General features: G+C 54.8%; 13 protein-coding genes, 1 tRNA gene and 3 pseudogenes. 11 read left to right on the top strand and 6 right to left on the bottom strand.

The window, feature by feature from the left end; all coding sequences use genetic code 11:
• Nucleotides 1-6: 6 nt before the first annotated feature.
• The 3 genes from H1S06_RS01050 to H1S06_RS01040 are packed head-to-tail and all read right to left on the bottom strand — an operon-like array spanning nt 7 to nt 5,755.
• The gene (locus H1S06_RS01050; protein ID WP_181736422.1) at nt 7-3,165 is read right to left on the bottom strand and encodes an efflux RND transporter permease subunit; all 3,159 of its coding nucleotides are present in this window, start codon (nt 3,163-3,165) and stop codon (nt 7-9) included.
• On the bottom strand, nt 3,162-4,370 hold the full coding sequence (locus H1S06_RS01045) for an efflux RND transporter periplasmic adaptor subunit (RefSeq protein ID WP_181736421.1): 1,209 nt from the start codon (nt 4,368-4,370) through the stop codon (nt 3,162-3,164). The genes H1S06_RS01050 and H1S06_RS01045 overlap by 4 nt, the downstream gene beginning before the upstream one ends.
• The gene (locus H1S06_RS01040; RefSeq protein WP_181736420.1) at nt 4,367-5,755 is read right to left on the bottom strand and encodes an efflux transporter outer membrane subunit; all 1,389 of its coding nucleotides are present in this window, start codon (nt 5,753-5,755) and stop codon (nt 4,367-4,369) included. The genes H1S06_RS01045 and H1S06_RS01040 overlap by 4 nt, the downstream gene beginning before the upstream one ends.
• Before the next feature lie 234 nt (nt 5,756-5,989).
• Between H1S06_RS01040 and dacB the strand changes: the two genes are divergently transcribed.
• Nucleotides 5,990-7,402 (top strand): D-alanyl-D-alanine carboxypeptidase/D-alanyl-D-alanine endopeptidase, encoded by a 1,413-nt coding sequence (dacB, locus tag H1S06_RS01035; protein ID WP_181736419.1) that lies wholly within the window; start codon nt 5,990-5,992, stop codon nt 7,400-7,402.
• A 44-nt stretch (nt 7,403-7,446) separates the two neighbouring features.
• Here dacB and H1S06_RS01030 read toward each other — a convergent pair whose 3' ends face one another.
• Nucleotides 7,447-7,641 (bottom strand): hypothetical protein, encoded by a 195-nt coding sequence (locus H1S06_RS01030; RefSeq protein WP_181736418.1) that lies wholly within the window; start codon nt 7,639-7,641, stop codon nt 7,447-7,449.
• Nucleotides 7,642-7,833: 192 nt separating this feature from the next.
• Between H1S06_RS01030 and H1S06_RS01025 the strand changes: the two genes are divergently transcribed.
• From H1S06_RS01025 to H1S06_RS01015, 3 genes are all read left to right on the top strand, one after another.
• Nucleotides 7,834-7,974: a hypothetical protein gene (locus tag H1S06_RS01025; RefSeq protein ID WP_181736417.1), complete on the top strand. Its 141-nt coding sequence runs from the start codon at nt 7,834-7,836 to the stop codon at nt 7,972-7,974.
• A 162-nt stretch (nt 7,975-8,136) separates the two neighbouring features.
• The gene (locus tag H1S06_RS01020) at nt 8,137-8,757 is read left to right on the top strand and encodes a YigZ family protein (protein WP_181736416.1); all 621 of its coding nucleotides are present in this window, start codon (nt 8,137-8,139) and stop codon (nt 8,755-8,757) included.
• Between the two features lie 164 nt (nt 8,758-8,921).
• A tRNA-Met gene (locus H1S06_RS01015) sits at nt 8,922-8,998 on the top strand.
• A gap of 176 nt (nt 8,999-9,174) precedes the next feature.
• On the opposite strand, the gene H1S06_RS01010 is transcribed toward H1S06_RS01015, so the two are convergent.
• On the bottom strand, nt 9,175-11,430 hold the full coding sequence (locus tag H1S06_RS01010; protein ID WP_220183708.1) for a Piwi domain-containing protein: 2,256 nt from the start codon (nt 11,428-11,430) through the stop codon (nt 9,175-9,177).
• 114 nt (nt 11,431-11,544) lie between these two features.
• Between H1S06_RS01010 and H1S06_RS01005 the strand changes: the two genes are divergently transcribed.
• From H1S06_RS01005 to H1S06_RS00990, 4 genes and pseudogenes are all read left to right on the top strand, one after another.
• A complete protein-coding gene (locus H1S06_RS01005; protein ID WP_181736415.1) occupies nt 11,545-12,420 on the top strand; it encodes a WYL domain-containing protein in 876 nt (291 codons plus the stop codon).
• Between the two features lie 444 nt (nt 12,421-12,864).
• A pseudogene (locus tag H1S06_RS01000) lies at nt 12,865-13,275 on the top strand (ISL3 family transposase); the annotation flags it as partial.
• Between the two features lie 139 nt (nt 13,276-13,414).
• Nucleotides 13,415-14,524 (top strand): MobV family relaxase, encoded by a 1,110-nt coding sequence (gene mobV, locus H1S06_RS00995; RefSeq protein ID WP_181736413.1) that lies wholly within the window; start codon nt 13,415-13,417, stop codon nt 14,522-14,524.
• Nucleotides 14,525-14,731: 207 nt separating this feature from the next.
• A pseudogene (locus H1S06_RS00990) lies at nt 14,732-15,007 on the top strand (transposase); the annotation flags it as partial.
• Here H1S06_RS00990 and H1S06_RS00985 read toward each other — a convergent pair.
• A complete protein-coding gene (locus H1S06_RS00985; RefSeq protein ID WP_181736447.1) occupies nt 15,008-16,168 on the bottom strand; it encodes an IS30 family transposase in 1,161 nt (386 codons plus the stop codon).
• A gap of 58 nt (nt 16,169-16,226) precedes the next feature.
• Here H1S06_RS00985 and H1S06_RS00980 point away from each other — a divergent pair.
• The 3 genes and pseudogenes from H1S06_RS00980 to H1S06_RS00970 all read left to right on the top strand — a co-directional run.
• Nucleotides 16,227-17,123 (top strand): annotated as a pseudogene (locus H1S06_RS00980) (IS3 family transposase); the annotation flags it as partial.
• A gap of 908 nt (nt 17,124-18,031) precedes the next feature.
• Nucleotides 18,032-19,345: an Nramp family divalent metal transporter gene (locus H1S06_RS00975; protein ID WP_181736412.1), complete on the top strand. Its 1,314-nt coding sequence runs from the start codon at nt 18,032-18,034 to the stop codon at nt 19,343-19,345.
• A 215-nt stretch (nt 19,346-19,560) separates the two neighbouring features.
• Nucleotides 19,561-20,277: a FadR/GntR family transcriptional regulator gene (locus H1S06_RS00970; protein ID WP_181736411.1), complete on the top strand. Its 717-nt coding sequence runs from the start codon at nt 19,561-19,563 to the stop codon at nt 20,275-20,277.
• Nucleotides 20,278-20,294 lie beyond the last annotated feature (17 nt).

Raw genomic sequence — 20,294 nt, 5'->3', positions numbered from 1 at the left:
CGCCGATCAATGCGTGCCAACCGACTCGGTCCGCTCCGATTCGGACGAGCCGGAAAGGCGACGTCCGAGTCGACGCAGATCCTCCAGCAGCATGAAGTTCACCGGTACCATGATCAACGTGACCAGGGTGGCGAAAATAATGCCGAACCCCAGTGAGACGGCCATCGGAATCAGAAACTGTGCCTGTACCGCCTTTTCAAACAGCAGCGGCATCAAACCAATAAAGGTAGTCAGCGAGGTCAGCATCACCGGGCGGAAACGGGAAACCCCCGAAACCAGGACCGCCTGGCGCGTCGCCTCAAAATGCGAGTGCTCACCCGCCTGCAGCAGTTCTCGCCGTCGCTTGTTGGTGAAGTCGACCAGAACCAGGCTGTCGTTCACCACCACGCCGATCAGCGCCATCAACCCCAGCAGACTCATGATGGTCAGATCCATGCCCATGATCCAGTGACCGATAATGGCGCCGATCGCCCCAAAGGGAATCACCGACATCACGATCAGGGGCTGCAGATATGAGCGGAAAGGAATGGCCAACAGGCTGTAAATAACGAAGAAAACAAAGGCCAGCCCCAGCGCCATGGAACCGAAAGACTCTCGCTGCTCTCGCGCTTCGCCCTCCAAACTGTAAGACGCCCCCGGATACTGACGCACCAGCTCGGACAGGAACTGATCCAGATCCCGGTTCAGAACCGTTGCATTGGTGCCCTGCTTGTCCATATCAGCCACAACGCTCACCGTCCTCTGCTGATCGATGCGGTAGATGGCAGACGGACTCTGCCCCGCAACCAGACGCGCAACCGCATCCAGCGGGACCTGCCCCTGGCTGGTACTGATCAAGACATCACGCAGTCCCGAAATAGCCTGGCGCTCGACCAGCGGCAGCCGCACCATTACCCGCACATCATCACGACCACGTTGTACTCGCTGTACCTCAATACCAAAGAACTTCTGTCGCACCTGACGGATAACATCGCTGCGGGTCAGGCCCAGCAAATGCGCTTGTTCGGTCAACTCCAGCTGCAATTCTTCCTTGCCGTCCGACAGGTTGTCCGAGATGTCATACAGGGTCGGGTAGGTTTTCAGCCGCGCCCGCACTTCGGTCGCCATCGCTTCCAGATCCGCAACACGGCTGGAGCGCAGCTGCACGTTAACCGGATCACTGGCCCGGCCGATTTCGGCCCTGAAAGTCAGCGTTTCTGCTCCCGGAACCGGGCCAATCAAGGTCCGCCACTCCTGCACGATCTGACGCGTACCGATACTCTCGTCACGCTGCTCTGAAGGCAGTAATTCGAAACGTACCCGTCCTTCTTCGGTGCTGCCGCCTGCACCGGATGTCGAATAGATATTCAGAATGGCACTTTCACCACTGACCGGATCACGATATTTTTCCTGCAGCTCACGCGCCGCTTCCACCATGCGTACAATGTAGCGGTCGGTCACTTCAAAGGGGGTACCACTGGGCATGACCAGAGATGCCCGGGCCGTATCGCTCTGCACACGGGGGAAAAAGACGAAACGGCTCCAACCGCTCATGATCATGGCCAGAATCAGAATAAAAACTCCGCTGAACAGGGCCAACGTAGTCAAGCGATTACGTACGGCCGTTTCCAGCAAGGGCCGGTAATAGCGCAGAATGACCCGCTCGAATCCATCCGCAAATCCCTGCTGAAGCTTGGCCAACTTGCCCTGTCGGTCCACGTTTTCATGGCGCAGCTTCAGATTCTTGAGATGGGCCGGCAGCACAAATTTTGATTCGATCAGCGAGAACAGCAGCACCGGAATCACCACCACGGGGATTTGTGCAAACAGTGCGCCGCGCATGCCTTCGATAAAACCGAGCGGCATAAAGGCCGCTACAGTGGTCAACACCCCGAAGGTTACAGGCACCGCGACTTCCTGAGTTCCCCTGATCGAAGCCTGCAGCCCGGATTCGGCCGTACGCAAATGACTGTAGATGTTTTCTCCCGTCACAATGGCATCATCAACCACAATCCCCAGGACCAGGATAAAGCCGAACAGGGACAGCACGTTCAGCGTCACGCCGAACATCGGCATGACCAGAAAGGCCCCCATGAAACTGACCGGTATACCAATAAAAACCCAAAAGGCGATGGAAGGTCGCAAGAACAGGGTCAGCAACAGCAATACCAGCGCTCCCCCCTGAGCTGCGTTGGTCAGCAGCGTGTTGATGCGGCTTTTAACCACCACGGAATCGTCGTCCCAGTAACTCAGGTTAAGCCCTTGCGGCAAACCCGACTGCCGGCTCGTAATATATTCCTTGACCGCGTCCGCTACCGCGATGGCACTCTGATCACCCACCCGGTATACCTGAATCATGGCAGCCGGCACACCGTTGAAGCGGGTACGTAACGCACTTTCTTCAAAACCGTCCGTGACATCGGCCAGATCCCCCAGGCGCAGAAGGCTGCCGTCGGGATGCGTCTTGATCACCAGCGCTTCGAACTCGTCTCGACTATACGCCTGCCCCTTGGAGCGAATCAGGATATCGCCGCCTTCGGTACGTATGTTGCCTGCCGACAGGTCCAGCGAGCTGGCCGCAATGCGATCCGCCACCTGACTCAGCGTCAGATCGTAGCTGCGCAGCCGGTCCTGGGAGATTTCGATGGCAATTTCGTAATTGCGCACACCATCCAGTTCAGCCTGAGTCACTCCGTCCAGCTGCAGCACGTCATCACGTACCTGTTCGGCATAACCGCGCAACTCCTGCTCGGACAGATCACCGGATACCGCAACCGTGATCACATCGCGCTTGAAAGTGGCCAACGCGATTACCGGCTCTTCAGCTTCAGACGGAAAGGTGCCGATTTCATCGACCCGCGACTTCACGTCGGCCAGCAATTCACGCGGATCATAGCCCTTGTCCGCTTCAATGGTCACCAGCGTACCACCTTCAACCGAACGGCTGCGCAACTCCTTGACGCCTTCCAGATCACTGACAGCCTCTTCCACCCGAGTCGCCAGACTCAGCTCCGCATCTTCCGGTGTGGCCCCTCGCAGGTTGATCTGGACACTGATGGTATCAGGCTCGAAGCTGGGAAATATCTCCAGCGGAATATTCACCTTCAGTGACAACAACCCCGTAAACAGAATGGTGATCATCAACAGGTTGGCCGCCACATGGTTACGCGCAAACCAGGCGATCATGATGCGTCTCCTCGAGACGGCTTCGCATCCGCTGTCTGCGCGGCTGCGTCCGCATCAGGCGTGCGTACCCGTACCTGGGTGCCGGACACGACCTGGCCCAGCGAAGTCAATACCAGCTGCTCGCCGACCTCCAGCCCCGCTTCGATCAGCGCCAGATTTTCGTCCTGCCAGGCAATGCGAATATCGCGCCGCTGCAAGGCTCCCTCTTCAACAATATAGACATAGCTGCCCTGATAGATCGCCCTGTTCGGAATCAGCAACGCCTGCTCGATTTCGACGCCCTCAATGATTGCCGTAACATATTGACCGACCTTGAGTGGCACCCGATCCACTGCCTTTTCACCATAGGGGTCATCCACCTGCGCCAACACATGCAGCTGCCGGCTGGTCGCATCGATCGCGCCTTCGGTCTGTACAATGCTGCCTTGCCAGCGTTCGGGGCGAATCAGGTCCGATTGAATTTCGACTCGGGGCTTGAAGGACTCCTGTCCCTCGACCCGATACTCTTCCGGCAAGCGCAGGTAGGCCAGATCCCTGTTCTGTAAGGGCAGGCGTACCTCCAGCACATCCACGGCATATACCTGTCCCAGCGTGGTACCACTGGAAACGACCTGCCCAAGATCCACATTGGTTTCCAGAATACGGCCCGCATAGGGCGCTCGAATACGTGTACGTTCCAGATTCAATCGGGCAATCGACAGTTTGGCTTCGGCGGAGGCTTTCGTTGCCCGGGCAGCATTCAGCTGTGGCTTGCGCAACACCAGTGGCGGCGCTTCTCCCCGGTTTCCCAGACGCTCCCAGTCGGCCGCCGCCTGCCGACTGCGCGCCTGTTCTTCAGCCAGTGACTGACGCGCTTCCATCAGTGCGGCTTCAGCCTGGGCAACCTCGGCCTGATAATCACGACTATCCAGCCGGATCAGCTCCTCATCCTTTTCGAAAAATCCCCCCGCCCTGAAATCGGGGTTCAGCCAGACGATTTGTCCCGACACCTGAGGCAACAGCGTGCTTTGTGTGCGCGGCTGCACACGACCGTAGCTTTTCACCCTTATTCGGAACGAAGTCGGTGCCAACACCTGCGTGTCCACACTGATGCGACTGGCCTGAGGAGGAGCACCACGTTGCACCTTGGGCGGATTCAGGTAGATCACCCAGCTGACACCCGCCAGCACAACAATAATGATAAGGGGCAGTATCCGCTTGATCATGGTGTTTCCAACTCCTCAACCTGCAAAGCCGAGGCTGGCGGCATTACGTGAAAACGCCCCCCCAGAGCCCGGTGCATTTCAATCCGATTATCCAGTAACTGACGCCGCAGGTTAATCACGCTGGTCTGTGCATCCAGCGCACGACGCTGTGCTTCGAGTACTGTGGTATAGCTTTCCAGCCCGTGCTGATATTGCTCAAACGCCAGCGTTTCAGCATGCAGGGCATTCTGTTCCGCCTGCAGATAAAGCGCATGCCGTGTCTGCAGTGCTGTCCGTGCCGACAGAGCGTTTTCAACTTCTGCGAAAGCCGTAAAGAGCGCATCCAGCCAGTGCTGTTCCTGTTCGCGGCGCTGCGCCAGGGCCTGTTCCTGACGTGCAGACTTGCGTCCGGCATCAAAAACGCTCTGTGCCAGCGATGCCCCCAGACTCCAGGCCAGGTTACCGCCGGACAACAGATCGCCAAGGGCATCGCTGCTGCCGCCATAGGCGGCATTGAGACTCAACGAAGGAAAACGATCGCGATGTGCGGACGCCAGTGTGGCATCTGCCGCCAACAACTCCAGCCAGTGCTGCTGCAGATCCGGCCGCCGCACGAGAATCTCGGCGGGCTGACCTGCCGGTATTTCGGTGTCAATGATCGGCAATCGCGCATCGGTACTCAAAACCGCTGCCGGGTAACGCCCCAAAAGCCGTTCCAGCTCTCGCTGCAGCTCACCCAGTACCTGCCGCTGCTGTGTCAATCTGGCCGCTTCTGCATGCACGTTGTTACGGGCCAAATACAGATCCAGGGCCTCATTCAACCCCTGTCGATATCCCGCTTCGATAATTTCCAGATTCTGCTGCAGGTTGTCACGACGTTCGCGATACAGCTGCAACAGCAACTGCGCCTCCTGCAGCGCAAACCAGTTTCGCGCCAGCTCAGCAGCCAGCGCTTCACGCTGTTCCGTATACGCCGCTTCAGCCGCCGCACGCGCCAGCTCCGAAGCCTGTTGATCAGCGTCCAGCTTGCCCCAGATATCCAGAGTCCACCCAAGCGTAAGATCCAGCGCGTCACGACGATCATTATCCTCCTGACGACGACTGCTCAGCTCCAGAGCCACTTGTGGATAACGATCGGCTCCCGTGATCTGAACACGCTGTTCAGCAGCAATCAGCTGTTGACGGGCGATCGCCAACGCGGGGTTTCCCTGCAGCGCTTCATCTACCAGATCCACCAGTACCGGGTCATTCAACTCAATCAGCCAGCCCGGGGACAGGTCGGCCGTATCGGCAGCTGATGCCTGCCAGGCGGCCGGCAGCTCAGGAGTCGGGTTTTGTAACTCGGGTGGTGCACTGCAGGCACTTAACAGCACCAGCGCCGGCAACAACAGATGAACGCGCAACATCAGCTCCCTGTATTAATGCAGTATGAATCAGTCCTCTGAACCCCATGGTAGTGGATTGTTCCCCTGGAGACAGCGGCTTTTACACTTCTTTACGCTACAGAATCAATGTTTCACTTCCCTCTTCTGGCTCGGCCCCGGGCCTGAATACTCAAATAGGACTGTTTCAGACTGTCCAGCCAACAATGCCTTCTGGCACAATGATGTTTCCTCAATCCGGCCAGGGACAGTTCTCGTATGTTAATGCGCATATTTATCCTCCTGATTCTGGCACCCGCCGTTCAGGCAGCCGACTGGAAAAGTATTCTTGACCAGGCCCCCGAGGGCAGCCAGGTCGCTTTGGTCGTGGAACCGCTCAGCACCAGTGCCCCCCTGCAAATCCATTACCGTGATGACCGCTTTCTGCCTCCTGCAAGCACCCTGAAACTGTTCACTGCCACCGCCGCCGAACTGGAACTGGGCACCGACTTCCGCTTCGAAACCCGCTTATGGCACCGAGGCCAGCAGCAAAACGGACGCTGGAAAGGTGATTGGCTGCTGGAGTTTCGTGGAGCGCCCGACTTGAGCCGACAGCAATTGGCCGAGTTGCTCAAGCACCTGCGACAACGCAAAATTCGTGAAATCGACGGCGACCTGCTGCTGGATGTCAGCTACTTCAGTGGCTACGACCGCGCCATCGGCTGGCCCTGGAACAATCTGGGCGTCTGCTACAGCGCACCGGCCTCTGCCCTCACCTTGGAAAGCAACTGCATAGCCGCCAGCCTGACCAATCAGGGCGTGGATCGACCGGCCCGCTTCTTTGTGCCCGCTCATCAACCGGTCGAAGTAACATCCGATGTCATGGTATACGAGCGGGAACGCATTGAGGCCGACCTGTGCACGCTTGAATCCCGCGTCGGCCCCGGCAACCGCTACCACTTGAGTGGTTGCATCAATAACCGAAGAGATGTCCTGCCACTCAACTTCGCAATTAACGACCCCATTGCCCATGGCAAAGCTGTCGTACGACAGGAATTGAGCCGCCTGGGCATTGTATTGCGAGGCGAGATCCGTGCCGAAGAGCGTACCGGTAACAACTGGCAGCAGGCCGCCCGCGTCCACTCGGCCCCGTTGCAGGGCCTGCTGACCGAAATGCTGCAAGATTCCGACAACCTGATTGCCGACCTGACACTCAAAAATCTGGGGGCAGACGCTTCCACACCCGGCAGTTTTGCTCGCGGCGTCCGCGCCATGAAGCACAGCATTCAAACCCGCACGGGGGTTGACCTGGGACTGGCCAAACTGACCGACGGTTCAGGCCTGTCCCGGGATAACCTGTTACAGGCTCGGCAGCTGGCGGAACTGTTGCAATGGCTGGCAAAACATCCGGATATGACCAGCTACCAGGCCCTGCCGGTATCCGGGGAAAACGGGACTCTCAAATACCGCAGCAGTACACGCAAGCCGCCGTTGAAAGGTGCGATCCAGGCCAAAAGCGGCACGGTTAACGGAAGCCGCAACCTGGCCGGTTATATTAACACCGCATCCGGCGAACGTTATGTATTCGTCCTGATGCTGAGCGGCATCAGCCTGCCGGCCAAAATGCAACGCCCTACACCGATTACCGTGTTTGAACGCTCGTTGCTGGAGTGGATATACCATAACGGCTAGGGGTCGACCGACTGCAGGCAGCCAGCGGGCTGCCTGCAGCAGCATCAGCGAGTGCGCGTAGCTTCCAGACGTGCCTGCAGCGCACTTTCAATCGCATCCAGCTTTTTCTGCATCTGTTCTACAGAACTGCTGTCTTCATTGGAGGGCGAATACTGGAAAACATCCAGCATTTCGACCAGGAAGTTTTCCTCATTCATTTTTCTGATCTGTTCGGGTGTCCAGTGTTGGCTTTTATACATGGGCGTATCCCTGTCATCAGTGAATTAATCAGCTTCAGATATGACTCAAAACACCGTTTTTTTCAAGTCCCTGCAAAGACTTGACATGGAGCAAATAGCAGACACATACGGCTTGAGCCAAGTCAATACCCTTGTCATCGTATCGGAGTACTCTGAACTCAACATTAGAAAACAGTGAAGCAGGTGATTGCTATGTTCGGTATTGATGCTTACAGCTTTTCAACTTTATGGCCAAGTCTGCTGGGGGTTGCCGGGATGGCAATTGCCATGGTGTGGGCCTTCATCAAAGTACGCAAACTGATGAACGAAGATGCCCAAAAACATGGTAAATAAATCTCCCGCCCACGTTATCTGAAACCTTCAGGACGTTCGTTTCGCTCCCCGCGATGACGGGGAGCGTCGCTTCGGAAACTCGGTTTGCCAGCTCTCCTCTGCTATGATGGCAAGCCTGATAGCACCCTGCGTGCGTGCCGTTTCACGTTATTCGAGAGCCCCGTGCCCCGTACCTATTACATCCCGACCAGCACGACCGAAGCAGAAATCGAGGTCAAGAAAAGTCGTTTCATCGCCTGCCTGTGCCCGATTGCTTCCGAAGCCGAAGCAAAGGCCTTCATCGAACAGCAGCGCCGCCGCTTTCCTGGTGCCAACCACCACTGCTGGGCCTTTATCAGTGGCGAGCCTCAGTCACTGTTCGAGCGGGGCTGCAGCGATGACGGCGAACCCTCCGGCACAGCCGGGCGCCCCATGCTGGCCGTTTTGAACGGTGCCGAGGTGGGCCATGCCTGTGTTGTTGTCACACGCTTCTTCGGCGGGGTCAAGCTGGGTACCGGTGGACTGGTACGGGCCTATTCCCAGGCCGTCCGCGCCGTATTGGCCCAAACACCCCTGCAAACACAGGCCCCGCTGGCACACTATCACCTGACTTACCCCTATAGCCTGACCGCCGCAGTGGATGCGCTTCTGAACGGGTTTGACGTCACCCGCAATGATCAACACTTCACCGAAAAGGTACAGTTGCAGCTGTCTCTGCCACTGGAACAGGAACCCGCATTCAATGCAGCCCTGACCGAACAGCTTCATGGGCAGGCACGGGTGCAGCGTCTGGACCAAGACTGATATCGTTTTTACTGCCCCCATATACACTCGACCACACTCATACCGCGGCAAGATACCCCAGTAACAGAGACTTGCAGCCGATACTTAACACTATCGTTAAAAAAATCTTAACAAGTCCTTGACCTTGGCGTCTTACGTCCGTAATATACACGTCATCAAGTTGATGCGGGGTGGAGCAGTCTGGTAGCTCGTCGGGCTCATAACCCGAAGGTCGTTGGTTCAAATCCAGCCCCCGCTACCAAATTTTAAGAGGCAGATCAGGTACTTACCGGTCTGCCTTTTTTCATTGTACCTCTTACATTCTTCCGTGTGACAAAATGTGACAAATCCTGTGACAGGAAATCGCTCCTGTTGAGATAGTCACTTTTTGACCTGACCTTAGGGCACTTCTGCTCAACCACTTAAGTGAAGCCATTGTTAAAGGTACACCGGACAGGTTCTGTCCATGTATGACAACGCTTCGATGCTGCATGACTGCCGCAATGTCGCGAATCGGTCCGCGTGATGAGTCGTGACCGGTAAGCGAGGGTGACGATACAGGGAGGCGCCGTGGATGCGACTGAGCAATAGCACCTGCTTAGCCAAAGCCTCCAGGGACTCATCACCATAACGCTTGCGCAGGCGCAGAGGCCGCACGCTGACCTTATCGCCCCAGGCACCTAGCTCTTGACCACTGTAGGTCGCCAGGATCAGCTCATTCAAGCCAACGTAGCGGTATACATCTCCTACTTCAGGGTTCTTATAGACCGGCTTGCCTGCATGTTGATACTTGCGGAAGAGAATTGGCGCACCACTTTTAATCACTTCCAGCACGCTGATACTGACGTCATATTGACGCTCAACCGATTGAATTACATCAAAACTTTCAAAGAAACGACCATCACGATGGATTGTAATCCTGCGCGGCACATCGCTATTATGGTGCCGCGCATATTCCTGAATGCTTTTATGTAGCAGACTGGCCAGCGCTTCATCACCCAACCGTTCTCCGCTTTGGAGATCCGCCAACTGCCACCCCAGCTGGACACCATTACGCGTGAACAAGAAGGCTGACCCCGGAGCCCTTTGTGAAACACCACCCATATCCAACCCAATGAACAGATCTACCTCTCCAGGCATCTCATCCAATCCACAAATCAGGCCGCCGCCTTTGCTGAACACACCCGCCGCCAGGTTGGCGTAATAGCTGGTCTGATAGGTATTTGGCCGATGATCGGTCAACATGAATTGGCAGGCGAGCTTATGACGAAACGCCACGTCGCGAATTTCAGCCTTGTTGACCGACTTATCGAGTGCGATCACCAACAGGGTGTTGCCTTGTGGAGTCTTACTCAGACGCGCATCAAGCTCCAGTGCATTTTTCAGTGGCGACACTGACATGACACCCTTCCATGGCGGAAGTGGATCGGCACATAGCTTCTGACAAGCCGCCTGCAATTTCTGGAAGTGAGTGCTCAAAACCTCAGGCTGGACCTTGGTGCCAACAGCCAGGCAAACCACTTGAGTGCGCGTCATGCCTTGATAGGCTTTAAACTGAAGTACATCCTTTTCCTTGTCGCCGGATCGGCCGTTATGAAAGCGCAAACTAAAACGTGGGCGGATGTTATCAACAGCTCGCTCCGATGACTTGGCTGGTACCACCTTGGCCGCAAAGCCCGGCAACGCAAGGCCTTTAACCATCTTGCCGGAGGCTTTTAAACGCTCCATAACCGGCCATTTCAGATCGCGAGCGATGCTATTCAGTAAACGGCTATCAATCTTCTGCAGGGTTTCAAAATCGAACATGGGTTCAAGCAGTGCAGCCAGGTGTTCAAACTTGTCACTCCGTCCGTAGCTGACACGCACCACTTGGCTACTACGAATATTGTCTGCCTCGGCTGTCAGAATGCGGCCTCTTGATGCATGGTATTCATAGATGCTCTGAGTCGTACCCGGAACCAATGAATCGGCTGACTTGTCAGCCGCAACACCATGCAGATCTGCCACCATTGCTGACTTACCCGGATCCACATACCGATGACGCACGCGCCGAATATCTTTCAGCCAGTGTGGGCGCTTCTGGATAACCCAATCCAAGGTAATACCGGCGTGGGCACAGATTTTATGCCGAATCGATAGCCCCAATATCACCTGGCCATCAGGCAGCAGTTCAGGAGTCAGGCGCAGGGTTTTGAACAGATCCAGATAGTCGGACTGGATACCGATACGCTCGGATGGTTGAGTCTCTTCTAACTCCGTCCAACCAGCGTGACGGCATGCTTTGAGTATCTGGTCCCCTTGTGCATCACGCTGCCGGGCCAGCTGATAGGCAGCACGGTACAAGTCCTGGTTGAGCAGACGCTCGATAGCGTCACGCTCTTTGTCGACGGACGCATCAAGCACCGCCTCGGTTTCAAATTCCAGTGTATATTGGCAGCCGTAGGCATCAATATTCAGATTGTCCAGCGTTTGCAGTGATGCCACCACAAAATGCGCCACATCGGTCACAGGCTGCCAGTTATTGCGACCCGCCGCTAACCTCGCCGCTTTGCGTGTCAGTATCACTGGCGAGTCCTGTTCCTCAAAACCCGACTCGATAATCACGCGATAGCGGTAAACAGGTACCTGTTTGAGATCACGGTCTAATGTCATGGCCGACAGGCCGATGTTTGCCTGTACTCGTGTTTGCGTCATGCCGAACAGCCCTCGCGAATTTGTGATGCAGTTGAGAATGCCGCAACCCGGTCAATCATGCGATACTGAACGGATTTACAATCTGTCCGATTTTCAAACAGACCCGGTGTTTATATGGATGCAAACATCACTACAGCGCTCAGCTGGGAGCGTATGGCTCAGTTCCACTTGATCGAAGTAATCGCGCTTTGGGAGGGTCGGCTGACCAGCAATCACCTCCAAGATGCATTTTCGATTGGCCGGAACAAGGCTTCGGACATCCTCAAGTCATATCAGCAGGTAGCCCCCGGCAATATTTATCACTGTAGTCAGACCAGGGGGTATGTCCCTGATACGGAGTTTGACCCTTGTTTTAGTCATGGTGAAGTACATGAATATCTCGACCTGCTGCACAGCAACAGCTTCCGCGACAGTCATTTTTACGCCTTGCAGACTTGGCAAGCCCCGATCGACAGATTGCACCCCCTCACCCGCCCGGTGAATCCGGACGTGGTGCGCGTGATCATGCAGGCAGTACGCCAGAAGCAGAGAATAACTGTCTGTTACCGGTCCTTCTCCAATCCTGACGGCGCAGAGCGTTTGATCGCACCTCACACACTGGTATCCGCCAGTGGCCGGTGGCATGTGCGAGCTTTTTGTGAGAAAGATCAGAGATTCAAGGACTTTATGCTGCATCGGTTTGTATCGATACCCGAGATCGACAGCGACCGGCTGGAAATGGCAAACCCGGAACATGATAAAGAGTGGTTTAAAACGGTCGAAATGGTGCTGATTCCGAACCCGGCACTTGATCCAGAACGACAGCAACTCGTGGCCGACGACTACGCAATGGGGCCAGAAAAGCAATTAAAAGTGACGCTTCGTGCACCGCTGGTGAAATACATGGCAGTAGAACTCAGAATCGGGACTCCTGAACAGACACAGGACAATCCAAACGCTCACCAGCTGACATTGGCTAATCGGGATGAGCTGGGAGGACTGATTCTGTAACTATCCATGCTACCCACCGTATTCTGCAAAACCGGTTGCAAAGTAAAGCACCCGCCTGTCGCATAGCAGGTATTACAGACCCTCGGCGGGCCTCTCCATCGCCAAGTTCAACCGCGGGTGCGCGACATCTTATCATCGCACTGCCGCATCAATGTTACGCCCTCCCCCGCTGCGTTTGTAAACTATTGTGTAGTTATCGTTATAGGCGCTGGCAAGAATACGATCCCCCCCAGAGCAAGCCTTCGGTGAGAAAAACGGCCATGCACAATAGTGGCTTCTCTGAGAATGCAAGATTGTGCTCGAACACTGCTGTTAGGTGTTTGGACATGATCAGTCCCCCCAGCTGCCACAATCCGGTGCAGTAAAGCCGATTGGCGAGGGGAGGAGCCGTAAAGCGATGAGATCATTCGTTACTTGGATGGGCAGAAATGTCTGTCAGCAGATCGACGCGGTCGCTGGTTGTTATTACGCAACCGGGACAAGCTGTCCTCTGAGCAGAGCATCAAACTGGATGAACTGCTGTCCACCAATGCTCCGCTCACAACCGTGTATCTGCTGAAAACCAACCTGAAAGAGCTGTGGTATGCCCCGAGTGAAGAGGAGGCTCGTATACGTTGGAGTGAATGGCTCAACATGGCCATGGGAAGCAGTATCAAGCCTCGCATACTCTTAGCTAAACGCCTGAACAGTTATCTGCCTGGCATCGTTTCAAGTGCGATATATAGGCCCAATACAAGTGTGCTGGAAGGGATGAATAACCGCATCAAAGTGATCAAGCGAATGGCCTAAGGATACCGGGATAGCGACTGCTTCTTTCTGAAAATCAAAGCCGCGTTTCCTGGAAAAGTGCGATGAACCTTTTAATAACCCACTCCTCTTGTAACAATTGTACAAGGGGTGTAGTGAGTACACTCATTGTTAAAGATATGACAAGTATGCTTTACTGCCTCTTCCGCGATGTTAAGACGCACCCTCCCCTATACAGGTAACAATCATGGGTCACAAAGCGATTTTCAGGGTCAAAAAACTGCCCTCCCGTGGCAACGTCGGCGGCTCTGGGGACCATAATTTCAGAGGTCGGGAGACACTGAACGCCGACCCTAATCGGCTGAACCTCAACCAACACACCGGGGCCACTAGCACCTCCGAACTGTTCGCCGCACTCGATACCCGCCTGGCACAGCTGGATGAAATCGACCCGCAAGCAGTACCTCTGGTAGAGATGCTGGTGACCGCTTCTCATGCTGCATTTAAGGAAGAGGGAGGCAAGGTCGACAGCACCGAGTATTTCGATGACGCGGTAGCCTGGGTTCAGCAAAAGTTCGGCGCTGAAAACTTGATTACCACGTCTCGGCACTACGATGAGCTAACCCCGCACCTGATCTTGTATGTGGTGCCAGTGCGTGAGGTAGAAGCCAAGACCCGCAAGAGGTCGGTGATCTCTGGTAAAGATCCGGAAACCGGAAAACAGGTGCGTGAAACCCGCGAATACCCCATGCCGGCGCGGTCGATCCTGAGTGCAAAACACTGGTTCGATGGCCGCAATAAACTTTCCATCCTACAAACCGAGTTCGCCGCCCAAGTGGGGGCGCAACATGGACTGGAGCGCGGGGTCAAAGGCAGCAAAGCGCGGCACGTTACGGTGCAACAGTTTTACCGTAACATCAGCATGCAGGTCACAAAACACCCTCAACCACTAAAACTCAGTCTGATCGATCGGTTAAACCCAGAAGCAGCGCTGCAAAAGCAGCATGAAGCATGGATAAAGTGGGCAAGGCCAGTGTTTGCTCGCGCCCAGGATCGTGACAATCAAGCTGTTACCCGTTCGAATCCTAGCGACCGCGCTCGAGCAGAAGCTGCCGAGGCGCTTAACGAGCGCAACTCAAAGCAAATTCAACACCTGCAAACCCTACTAGCCGAAGCCGAAAGTAAGGTGGCAGCCAGTAATGACCTGATCACGCAGATGCAGACTGAAATTGAGCACCTGACGCAGGAGTTGGTCGAGTTACGGCGGATAGCCGACGCCCAACAAGACGAGATTGAGCGCCTGAGATTAATGCCAGACGATGTTAACTTGGACATTGATCTGCTGTCCCCCAGGTAATACCCAACCCTACCTGAAATGGACGCATGGCTAAATGCCTGGTCAACCTGGAACAGTGGGAAACACATTGATACTCTCCGGGCGCCTGCCTGAGCAACTTGAGTGATCCTAGGACAGCTAATCTTCAGGCTCTTCAGGTTGTAGTGGTCTAATGATCCCGGACACCAATTTAAGGTGGTAAAGTCACCGCCGAAGAAGAGGTGTTCAATGGCAAGACAGCGTCGTTCGTTTTCAACCGCGTTCAAAGTGGAAGCCGCCAGTCTGGTGGTTGATCAGGGTTACAGCATGGCTGAAGCCAGCCGTGCAGTGGATGTGGGAGAGTCTGCATTGAGACGTTGGGTCAACCAGCTGCGCGCTGAACGAGACGGCGTCACGCCCTCTACAAAGGCACTCACTCCGGAGCAACAGAGGATCCAGGAGCTGGAAGCCAGAGTTAATCGGTTGGAGCGGGAGAAAGCGATACTAAAAAAGGCCACGGTGAGTTCAACCGGTCGGTGCAACGACTGACTCTAGTTTTTCAGCTGGCGTCGAATAGCTCAAGGTTTTTCGAGGCCGTTGGTTGAGTTGCAGAGCGATATCATCGAGCTGTTCTTGTGTGTAGCCCGATAGATCACTGCCCTTGGGGAAATACTGACGAAGTAACCGGTTGGTGTTTTCATTACTGCCGCGTTGCCAGGGACTCTGGGGGTCACAGAAGTAGACGCTCACATCTGTCGCGATCGTAAATTGCTTGTGACCAGCCAGCTCTCCGCCTCTGTCCCAGGTTAATGTTTTACGCAGTTGAGTAGGCAATGTCATAACTTGCCGGCTTAGGGCTGCTACGACACTGTCTGTATCCTTGCCGTTGACCTTTACAAGCATCGTAAAGCGCGAGTGCCGCTCAACGACAGTAGCGATATGAGAGTTCTTGGAGCCCGATATCAGATCGCCCTCCCAGTGCCCCGGGACAGCGCGATCATCAGCCTCAGCGGGACGCTCTCGAATCGAGACCGCATCGACGATACTGGTTCGAGGTTGCTCTTCTGTGGAGGTATGCCTGGACCGGCGCATGCCACGCCGTGACCTGAGGTGTTTCACCAGCTCTTTTTTCAATACGCCTCTGGCTTGAATGAACAAACTGCGGTAGATCGTTTCATGAGATATTTGCATCGCGAGATCGTCCGGAAAGTGGCGCTTGAGCCAGCCTGCGATCTGTTCAGGCGACCAGTCTAGCTTGAGTTTTTCTGCCACCAATTCCCGTAACTCAGGCTTTGTGGCAAGCTGGCAGGGCTTTGGACGTGTTGCGCACTTCCATGCCCTTCGGTCTGCTTTTCCTGCACGATACGCCTCTCGACCACCATTTCGTTGTACCTCGCGACTTATCGTTGAGAGCGAACGATTGATGGAAGCAGCGATCTGACGTAAAGAGTTTCCGGCGGCGAGTCCTCTCGATATTTCTTCACGCTCATCTAATGTGAGCACGCGGGGTGAGCGCGTACGGATGGACGGTATAATACCTCCATGGATGGCTAACACGCCGCTGATAGAGCCCGCATGCTTACCGAGCGCACGCCCGATCTCGCTGAGGGATTGCCCCTTCTTCCAGCGCTCCCAAAGCTCTCGTTTTTGTGCAGAAGTCAGGCCACGAGTGGAGTCTTTGCTCATCTTGTTCATCCAGATTCCGGTATTCATGCATTATGTTGCACCGACCAGTTGAACTCACCACTGCTCTCTTGATGTCGGACGAACTCGAACGTACGCGCTGATAGACCAGTTGAGTGAGCAGGAGCCGGTAGACATGGTCTGTAGCGCGTTCGGCATTGCCCGTTCCAGTTACTACGAGCACCGCCGCAGCCGATCCCGAATTGACGTAGAGCGGCTTGAACAACGGGCCAAGGTGAATGAACTGTTCACGCAAAGCCGCAGCTCAGCTGGAAGCCGTATGATCATGACTCAGATGCAGGGGGAGGGCTATGAGATTGGCCGTTTCCGTGTGCGGCGTCTGATGCGTGAGATGAACCTGACCTGCAAGCAGCCGGGACCGCACAAGTACAAACAGGCTACGGTAGAGCGACCAGATATTCCCAACTGCCTTAACCGGGAGTTTGAGGTACAAGCCCCCAATCAAGTGTGGTGTGGCGATATCACCTATATCTGGGTGCAGAACCGCTGGTATTACCTGGCTGTTGTGCTTGATCTGTTTACACGTCGAGTCGTTGGCTGGACGCTCTCGGACCGCCCGGATGGCGCGCTGGTCGTTAAAGCCTTGGAAATGGCATACGAGCAGCGTGGCAAACCTGCTGGACTGATGTTTCATTCGGACCAGGGAAGCCAATATGCCAGCCGAACCTTCCGGCAACGCCTGTGGCGCTACCGAATTCAGCAGAGCATGAGCCGAAGGGGTAACTGCTGGGACAACTCGCCAATGGAACGACTGTTCCGCAGTTACAAGTCCGAATGGATGCCAGCGACAGGATATATTTCAGCCAGTGAAGCCCAGCGGGATATCAGCTTCTACTTGATGGAACGATACAACTGGCAACGGCCACACCAATACAATCAGGGACAGCCACCGGCTGTGGCAGAGGAAAAACTTAATTTACTGTCCGGGAATGGTTGACCACTACAGGTGCATATGCTCGGTAACATGACACGCTGCGTGCCTAACAGATACTCCGATACTTCTATGAGTACCCTTTGAATTCGTACCTCACTGACTGCCAGACCGCTCACTGAACTGCTTTGACTGGTTCAGCACCGATGAGCACCTCCCGACTCCCGCTTCAGATCCGCTCACCTAAGGTCATTTTATGTGTAAATTCTCACTTTGAATTTGTGACAAACCTATCTGTCAAAAAGTGACATTAAGTGACGTTGAAAGCTGCTCCCACTTAGACAAAACCCATATAAAATGCTGATTTTAAGACGATTAGTAGCAATTAGGACTGTTGAGGCACTTTATCGCCTTCATTCTCATAACCCGAAGGTCGTTGGTTCAAATCCAGCCCCCGCTACCAAATTTTAAGAGGCAGATCAGGTACTTACCGGTCTGCCTTTTTTCGTTTCACTACACGTCAATTGTCCGCCCGAACCACCTCTGCGCAATCTTTACCCATTTGTACCAGTCGTTCTTCAGCTACCTCTCACAATCGAAAGCATGCAATATCGCCAGCCCGTTCTATCGACAGAATGCGACAGCGCAGGAACAGCATTTGGTTCCTTATCCACCCGCCTTCGTACCCCAGTAAATCTTGACTGGACTCTCAAATTGGCTGGACCAATAACGGCTAGACGCCGCCACAGAGACACCAAATAAAATCCTTTTAAAACAAATAGATAAAAATAATATGCCTCATATTTCAAAACAGGTACTTGCCGGTATATACAGGCTATTGCTAGTTTACGCACGCTGCTGAATTCTGCCTTTTCCGGTCGTCCCCAACATACCTGAAAAGCGGGCAATAACGGGCTACCGGATCACTATCTTGATGCCTGATATTAATAACAATCTATAAGAGACAGCTCTGCATGAAACGCACACTCCCCCTGCAGCCCACCGAGGCGGCCAAACCGTCATGGCTGAACCAACTGAATATCCTGGGCCCGGGCCTGCTGTTTGCCGCGACCAGTGTCGGCACCTCTCACCTGGTACAATCGACACGCGCCGGGGCACTCTATGGACTGGCACTGCTATTGATCGTCATCGTGGCCAATGCGGTCAAATATCCGGCATTCCGCTTTGCCAGCGACTACTTCCCCGCGACCGGTACGACTTTGCTGGAGGCCTATCGTCGCCAGGGACGCTGGGTGCTGGTCGCCTATCTCCTGATTACGCTCAGCTCACTGCTGTTTGCAGTTTCCGCACTGGCACTCATGTCGGCCGGACTGATCAAGGTCGTATTTGCCCTGACCCTGCCCACACACTGGATGGCCCTGGGTCTGATTGCTGCCACATCAGCCGTGCTCATCATTGGCCACTACAATACACTGGAGCGTGTGACCAAGTTTCTCGTGGTCATCATGATGGTATGCACACTGATCGCAACCGCGACCATCATCCCCGAAATCGACTGGAGCAGTGACAACATCCAGTTACTGCCCACACAACTGGATATTGCTGGCCTGATGTTTGTTGCCGCCCTGATTGGATGGATGCCCGTGCCACTGGATGCATCTGTATGGCAGTCCCTTTGGGCCAAGGCCAAGGCGGACAACAGCGAACACCCCCCAACTCTGGGCCAGAGTCGCTTCGATTTTAATATCAGCTTTGTCGGCACCCTGCTGCTGGCGATTTGTTTCATGCTGCTGGGTGCCGGCCTGATGCATGACAAGGGCATTGAGCTACAGTCCGGCTCGGCAGCCTTCTCGGCACAGCTGATCAGCCTGTACGAAGCCGTTTTCGGCAGCGCTGCCGGACCGGTCATCGGCATTGCCGCACTGGCCATTATCTATTCCAGCCTGCTGGCCATCATGGATGCCTTCCCGCGCGCCTTGTCTTCACTGCATCGCCGTTGGCAAAACATTCCCGAAGATCAGGATGACCATATTCTGAACGAGTCCGACCCTTTTTATGTAGGGACTCTGGTCGCAATGGGAGCAGGAGCAGCCCTGACCTACCAGTTCTTCATGACGTCACTGACCAGCCTGATCGATATGGCCGCTACGATTGCCTTTATCACGGCTCCCCTCATCGCCTACCTGAACCACAAGGTGATCACGGCCGACCACGTTCCCAAGGCCTGCCAGCCAGGTGGAATGATGGTTATGTATAGCCGCTTCTCGATTGCCGTAATGATCGGGTTTGCCTGTGCCTACCTTTACCTGAGGTTCTGGTTGTCTTGATTCACACCTCCCCCGGTACGTTTCGGATACCGGGGGGATCCCCGATTGGTCCAACCAGAAAAGGGCCAACAAAGAACTCGAAAAATATTTTTTATTAAATAAAAATCAATTAGTTACAAACAATTAACACTTTATTCAATCACGCTCTATTGCCACAAACATATCGATACCGCTAGATTTGACCTCACGCCAGCCAATCGGATCCTTCTACCCCTATGCCTTCTTCTCACTCACTGCCTGAACTGGTCGCACGCCAAATTGAAGCCATGATTCTTGACGGTCGACTCAAGGCAGGCGGGCGGCTGCCCTCCGAACGCAAACTGGTAGAACGTCTCAAGGTTTCTCGCAACACGCTCAGGGAGGCGCTAAAGGTCCTGCGCACCCGAGGCGTGATTGAAGCCCGTCGCGGCAGTGGCCACTATGTCTGCAATTTTGGTGATATGCAGCCACAACTGCAGCGCCTGGAACCGGGATCCCCGCTGCAACAGCTGCTGCAAAACCATCCACAGACGCTGGAATCCCTGTTGGAAGTCCGTCGCCTGCTGGAAGGCGAAGCGGCTTACCTCGCCGCTCAGCGAGCAACCGAGGAAGACATGGACAAGCTGAAAGCCGTGTATGAAGCTCTGGTGGACGAGCACCCCGAACGCGACAGCGCAGCCGATCACGCCGAACGGGATATGCACTTCCACCATGCACTCTATGCCGCGGCACACAGCCCTATCCTGTTACTGGCGTTGAACAGCATCCGTGACCTGATGGTCAGCTTCGTGTTCGATACCTCTGACAAGCTGTATTTTCAGGACAGTATCAAAAACCAGCTGCGCACCCAGCATCGGCGTATCTACCGTGCTATTGAGCAGCGTAACCCTGCTGCCGCCCGGCGCGCAGCACGAGCCCATATCGATGCCGTCGTTGACAGTCTGAACACCTGAATCCGCTTCTGACGCCC

The sequence above is a fragment of the Marinobacterium marinum genome, assembly GCF_013868415.1.
GTDB lineage: Bacteria > Pseudomonadota > Gammaproteobacteria > Pseudomonadales > Balneatricaceae > Marinobacterium > Marinobacterium marinum.
The sequence above is the reverse complement of the archived record's forward strand: the minus strand, read 5'-3'. Positions and strand labels throughout refer to the sequence as shown.

Coding starts and splice junctions, on each gene's coding strand:
- H1S06_RS01050 (WP_181736422.1), bottom strand. CDS start 3,165: ATGATCGCCTGGTTTGCGCGTAACCATGTGGCGGCCAACCTGTTGATG.
- H1S06_RS01045 (WP_181736421.1), bottom strand. CDS start 4,370: ATGATCAAGCGGATACTGCCCCTTATCATTATTGTTGTGCTGGCGGGT.
- H1S06_RS01040 (WP_181736420.1), bottom strand. CDS start 5,755: ATGTTGCGCGTTCATCTGTTGTTGCCGGCGCTGGTGCTGTTAAGTGCC.
- dacB (WP_181736419.1), top strand. CDS start 5,990: ATGTTAATGCGCATATTTATCCTCCTGATTCTGGCACCCGCCGTTCAG.
- H1S06_RS01030 (WP_181736418.1), bottom strand. CDS start 7,641: ATGTATAAAAGCCAACACTGGACACCCGAACAGATCAGAAAAATGAAT.
- H1S06_RS01025 (WP_181736417.1), top strand. CDS start 7,834: ATGTTCGGTATTGATGCTTACAGCTTTTCAACTTTATGGCCAAGTCTG.
- H1S06_RS01010 (WP_220183708.1), bottom strand. CDS start 11,430: ATGACGCAAACACGAGTACAGGCAAACATCGGCCTGTCGGCCATGACA.
- H1S06_RS01005 (WP_181736415.1), top strand. CDS start 11,545: ATGGATGCAAACATCACTACAGCGCTCAGCTGGGAGCGTATGGCTCAG.
- mobV (WP_181736413.1), top strand. CDS start 13,415: ATGGGTCACAAAGCGATTTTCAGGGTCAAAAAACTGCCCTCCCGTGGC.
- H1S06_RS00985 (WP_181736447.1), bottom strand. CDS start 16,168: ATGAGCAAAGACTCCACTCGTGGCCTGACTTCTGCACAAAAACGAGAG.
- H1S06_RS00975 (WP_181736412.1), top strand. CDS start 18,032: ATGAAACGCACACTCCCCCTGCAGCCCACCGAGGCGGCCAAACCGTCA.
- H1S06_RS00970 (WP_181736411.1), top strand. CDS start 19,561: ATGCCTTCTTCTCACTCACTGCCTGAACTGGTCGCACGCCAAATTGAA.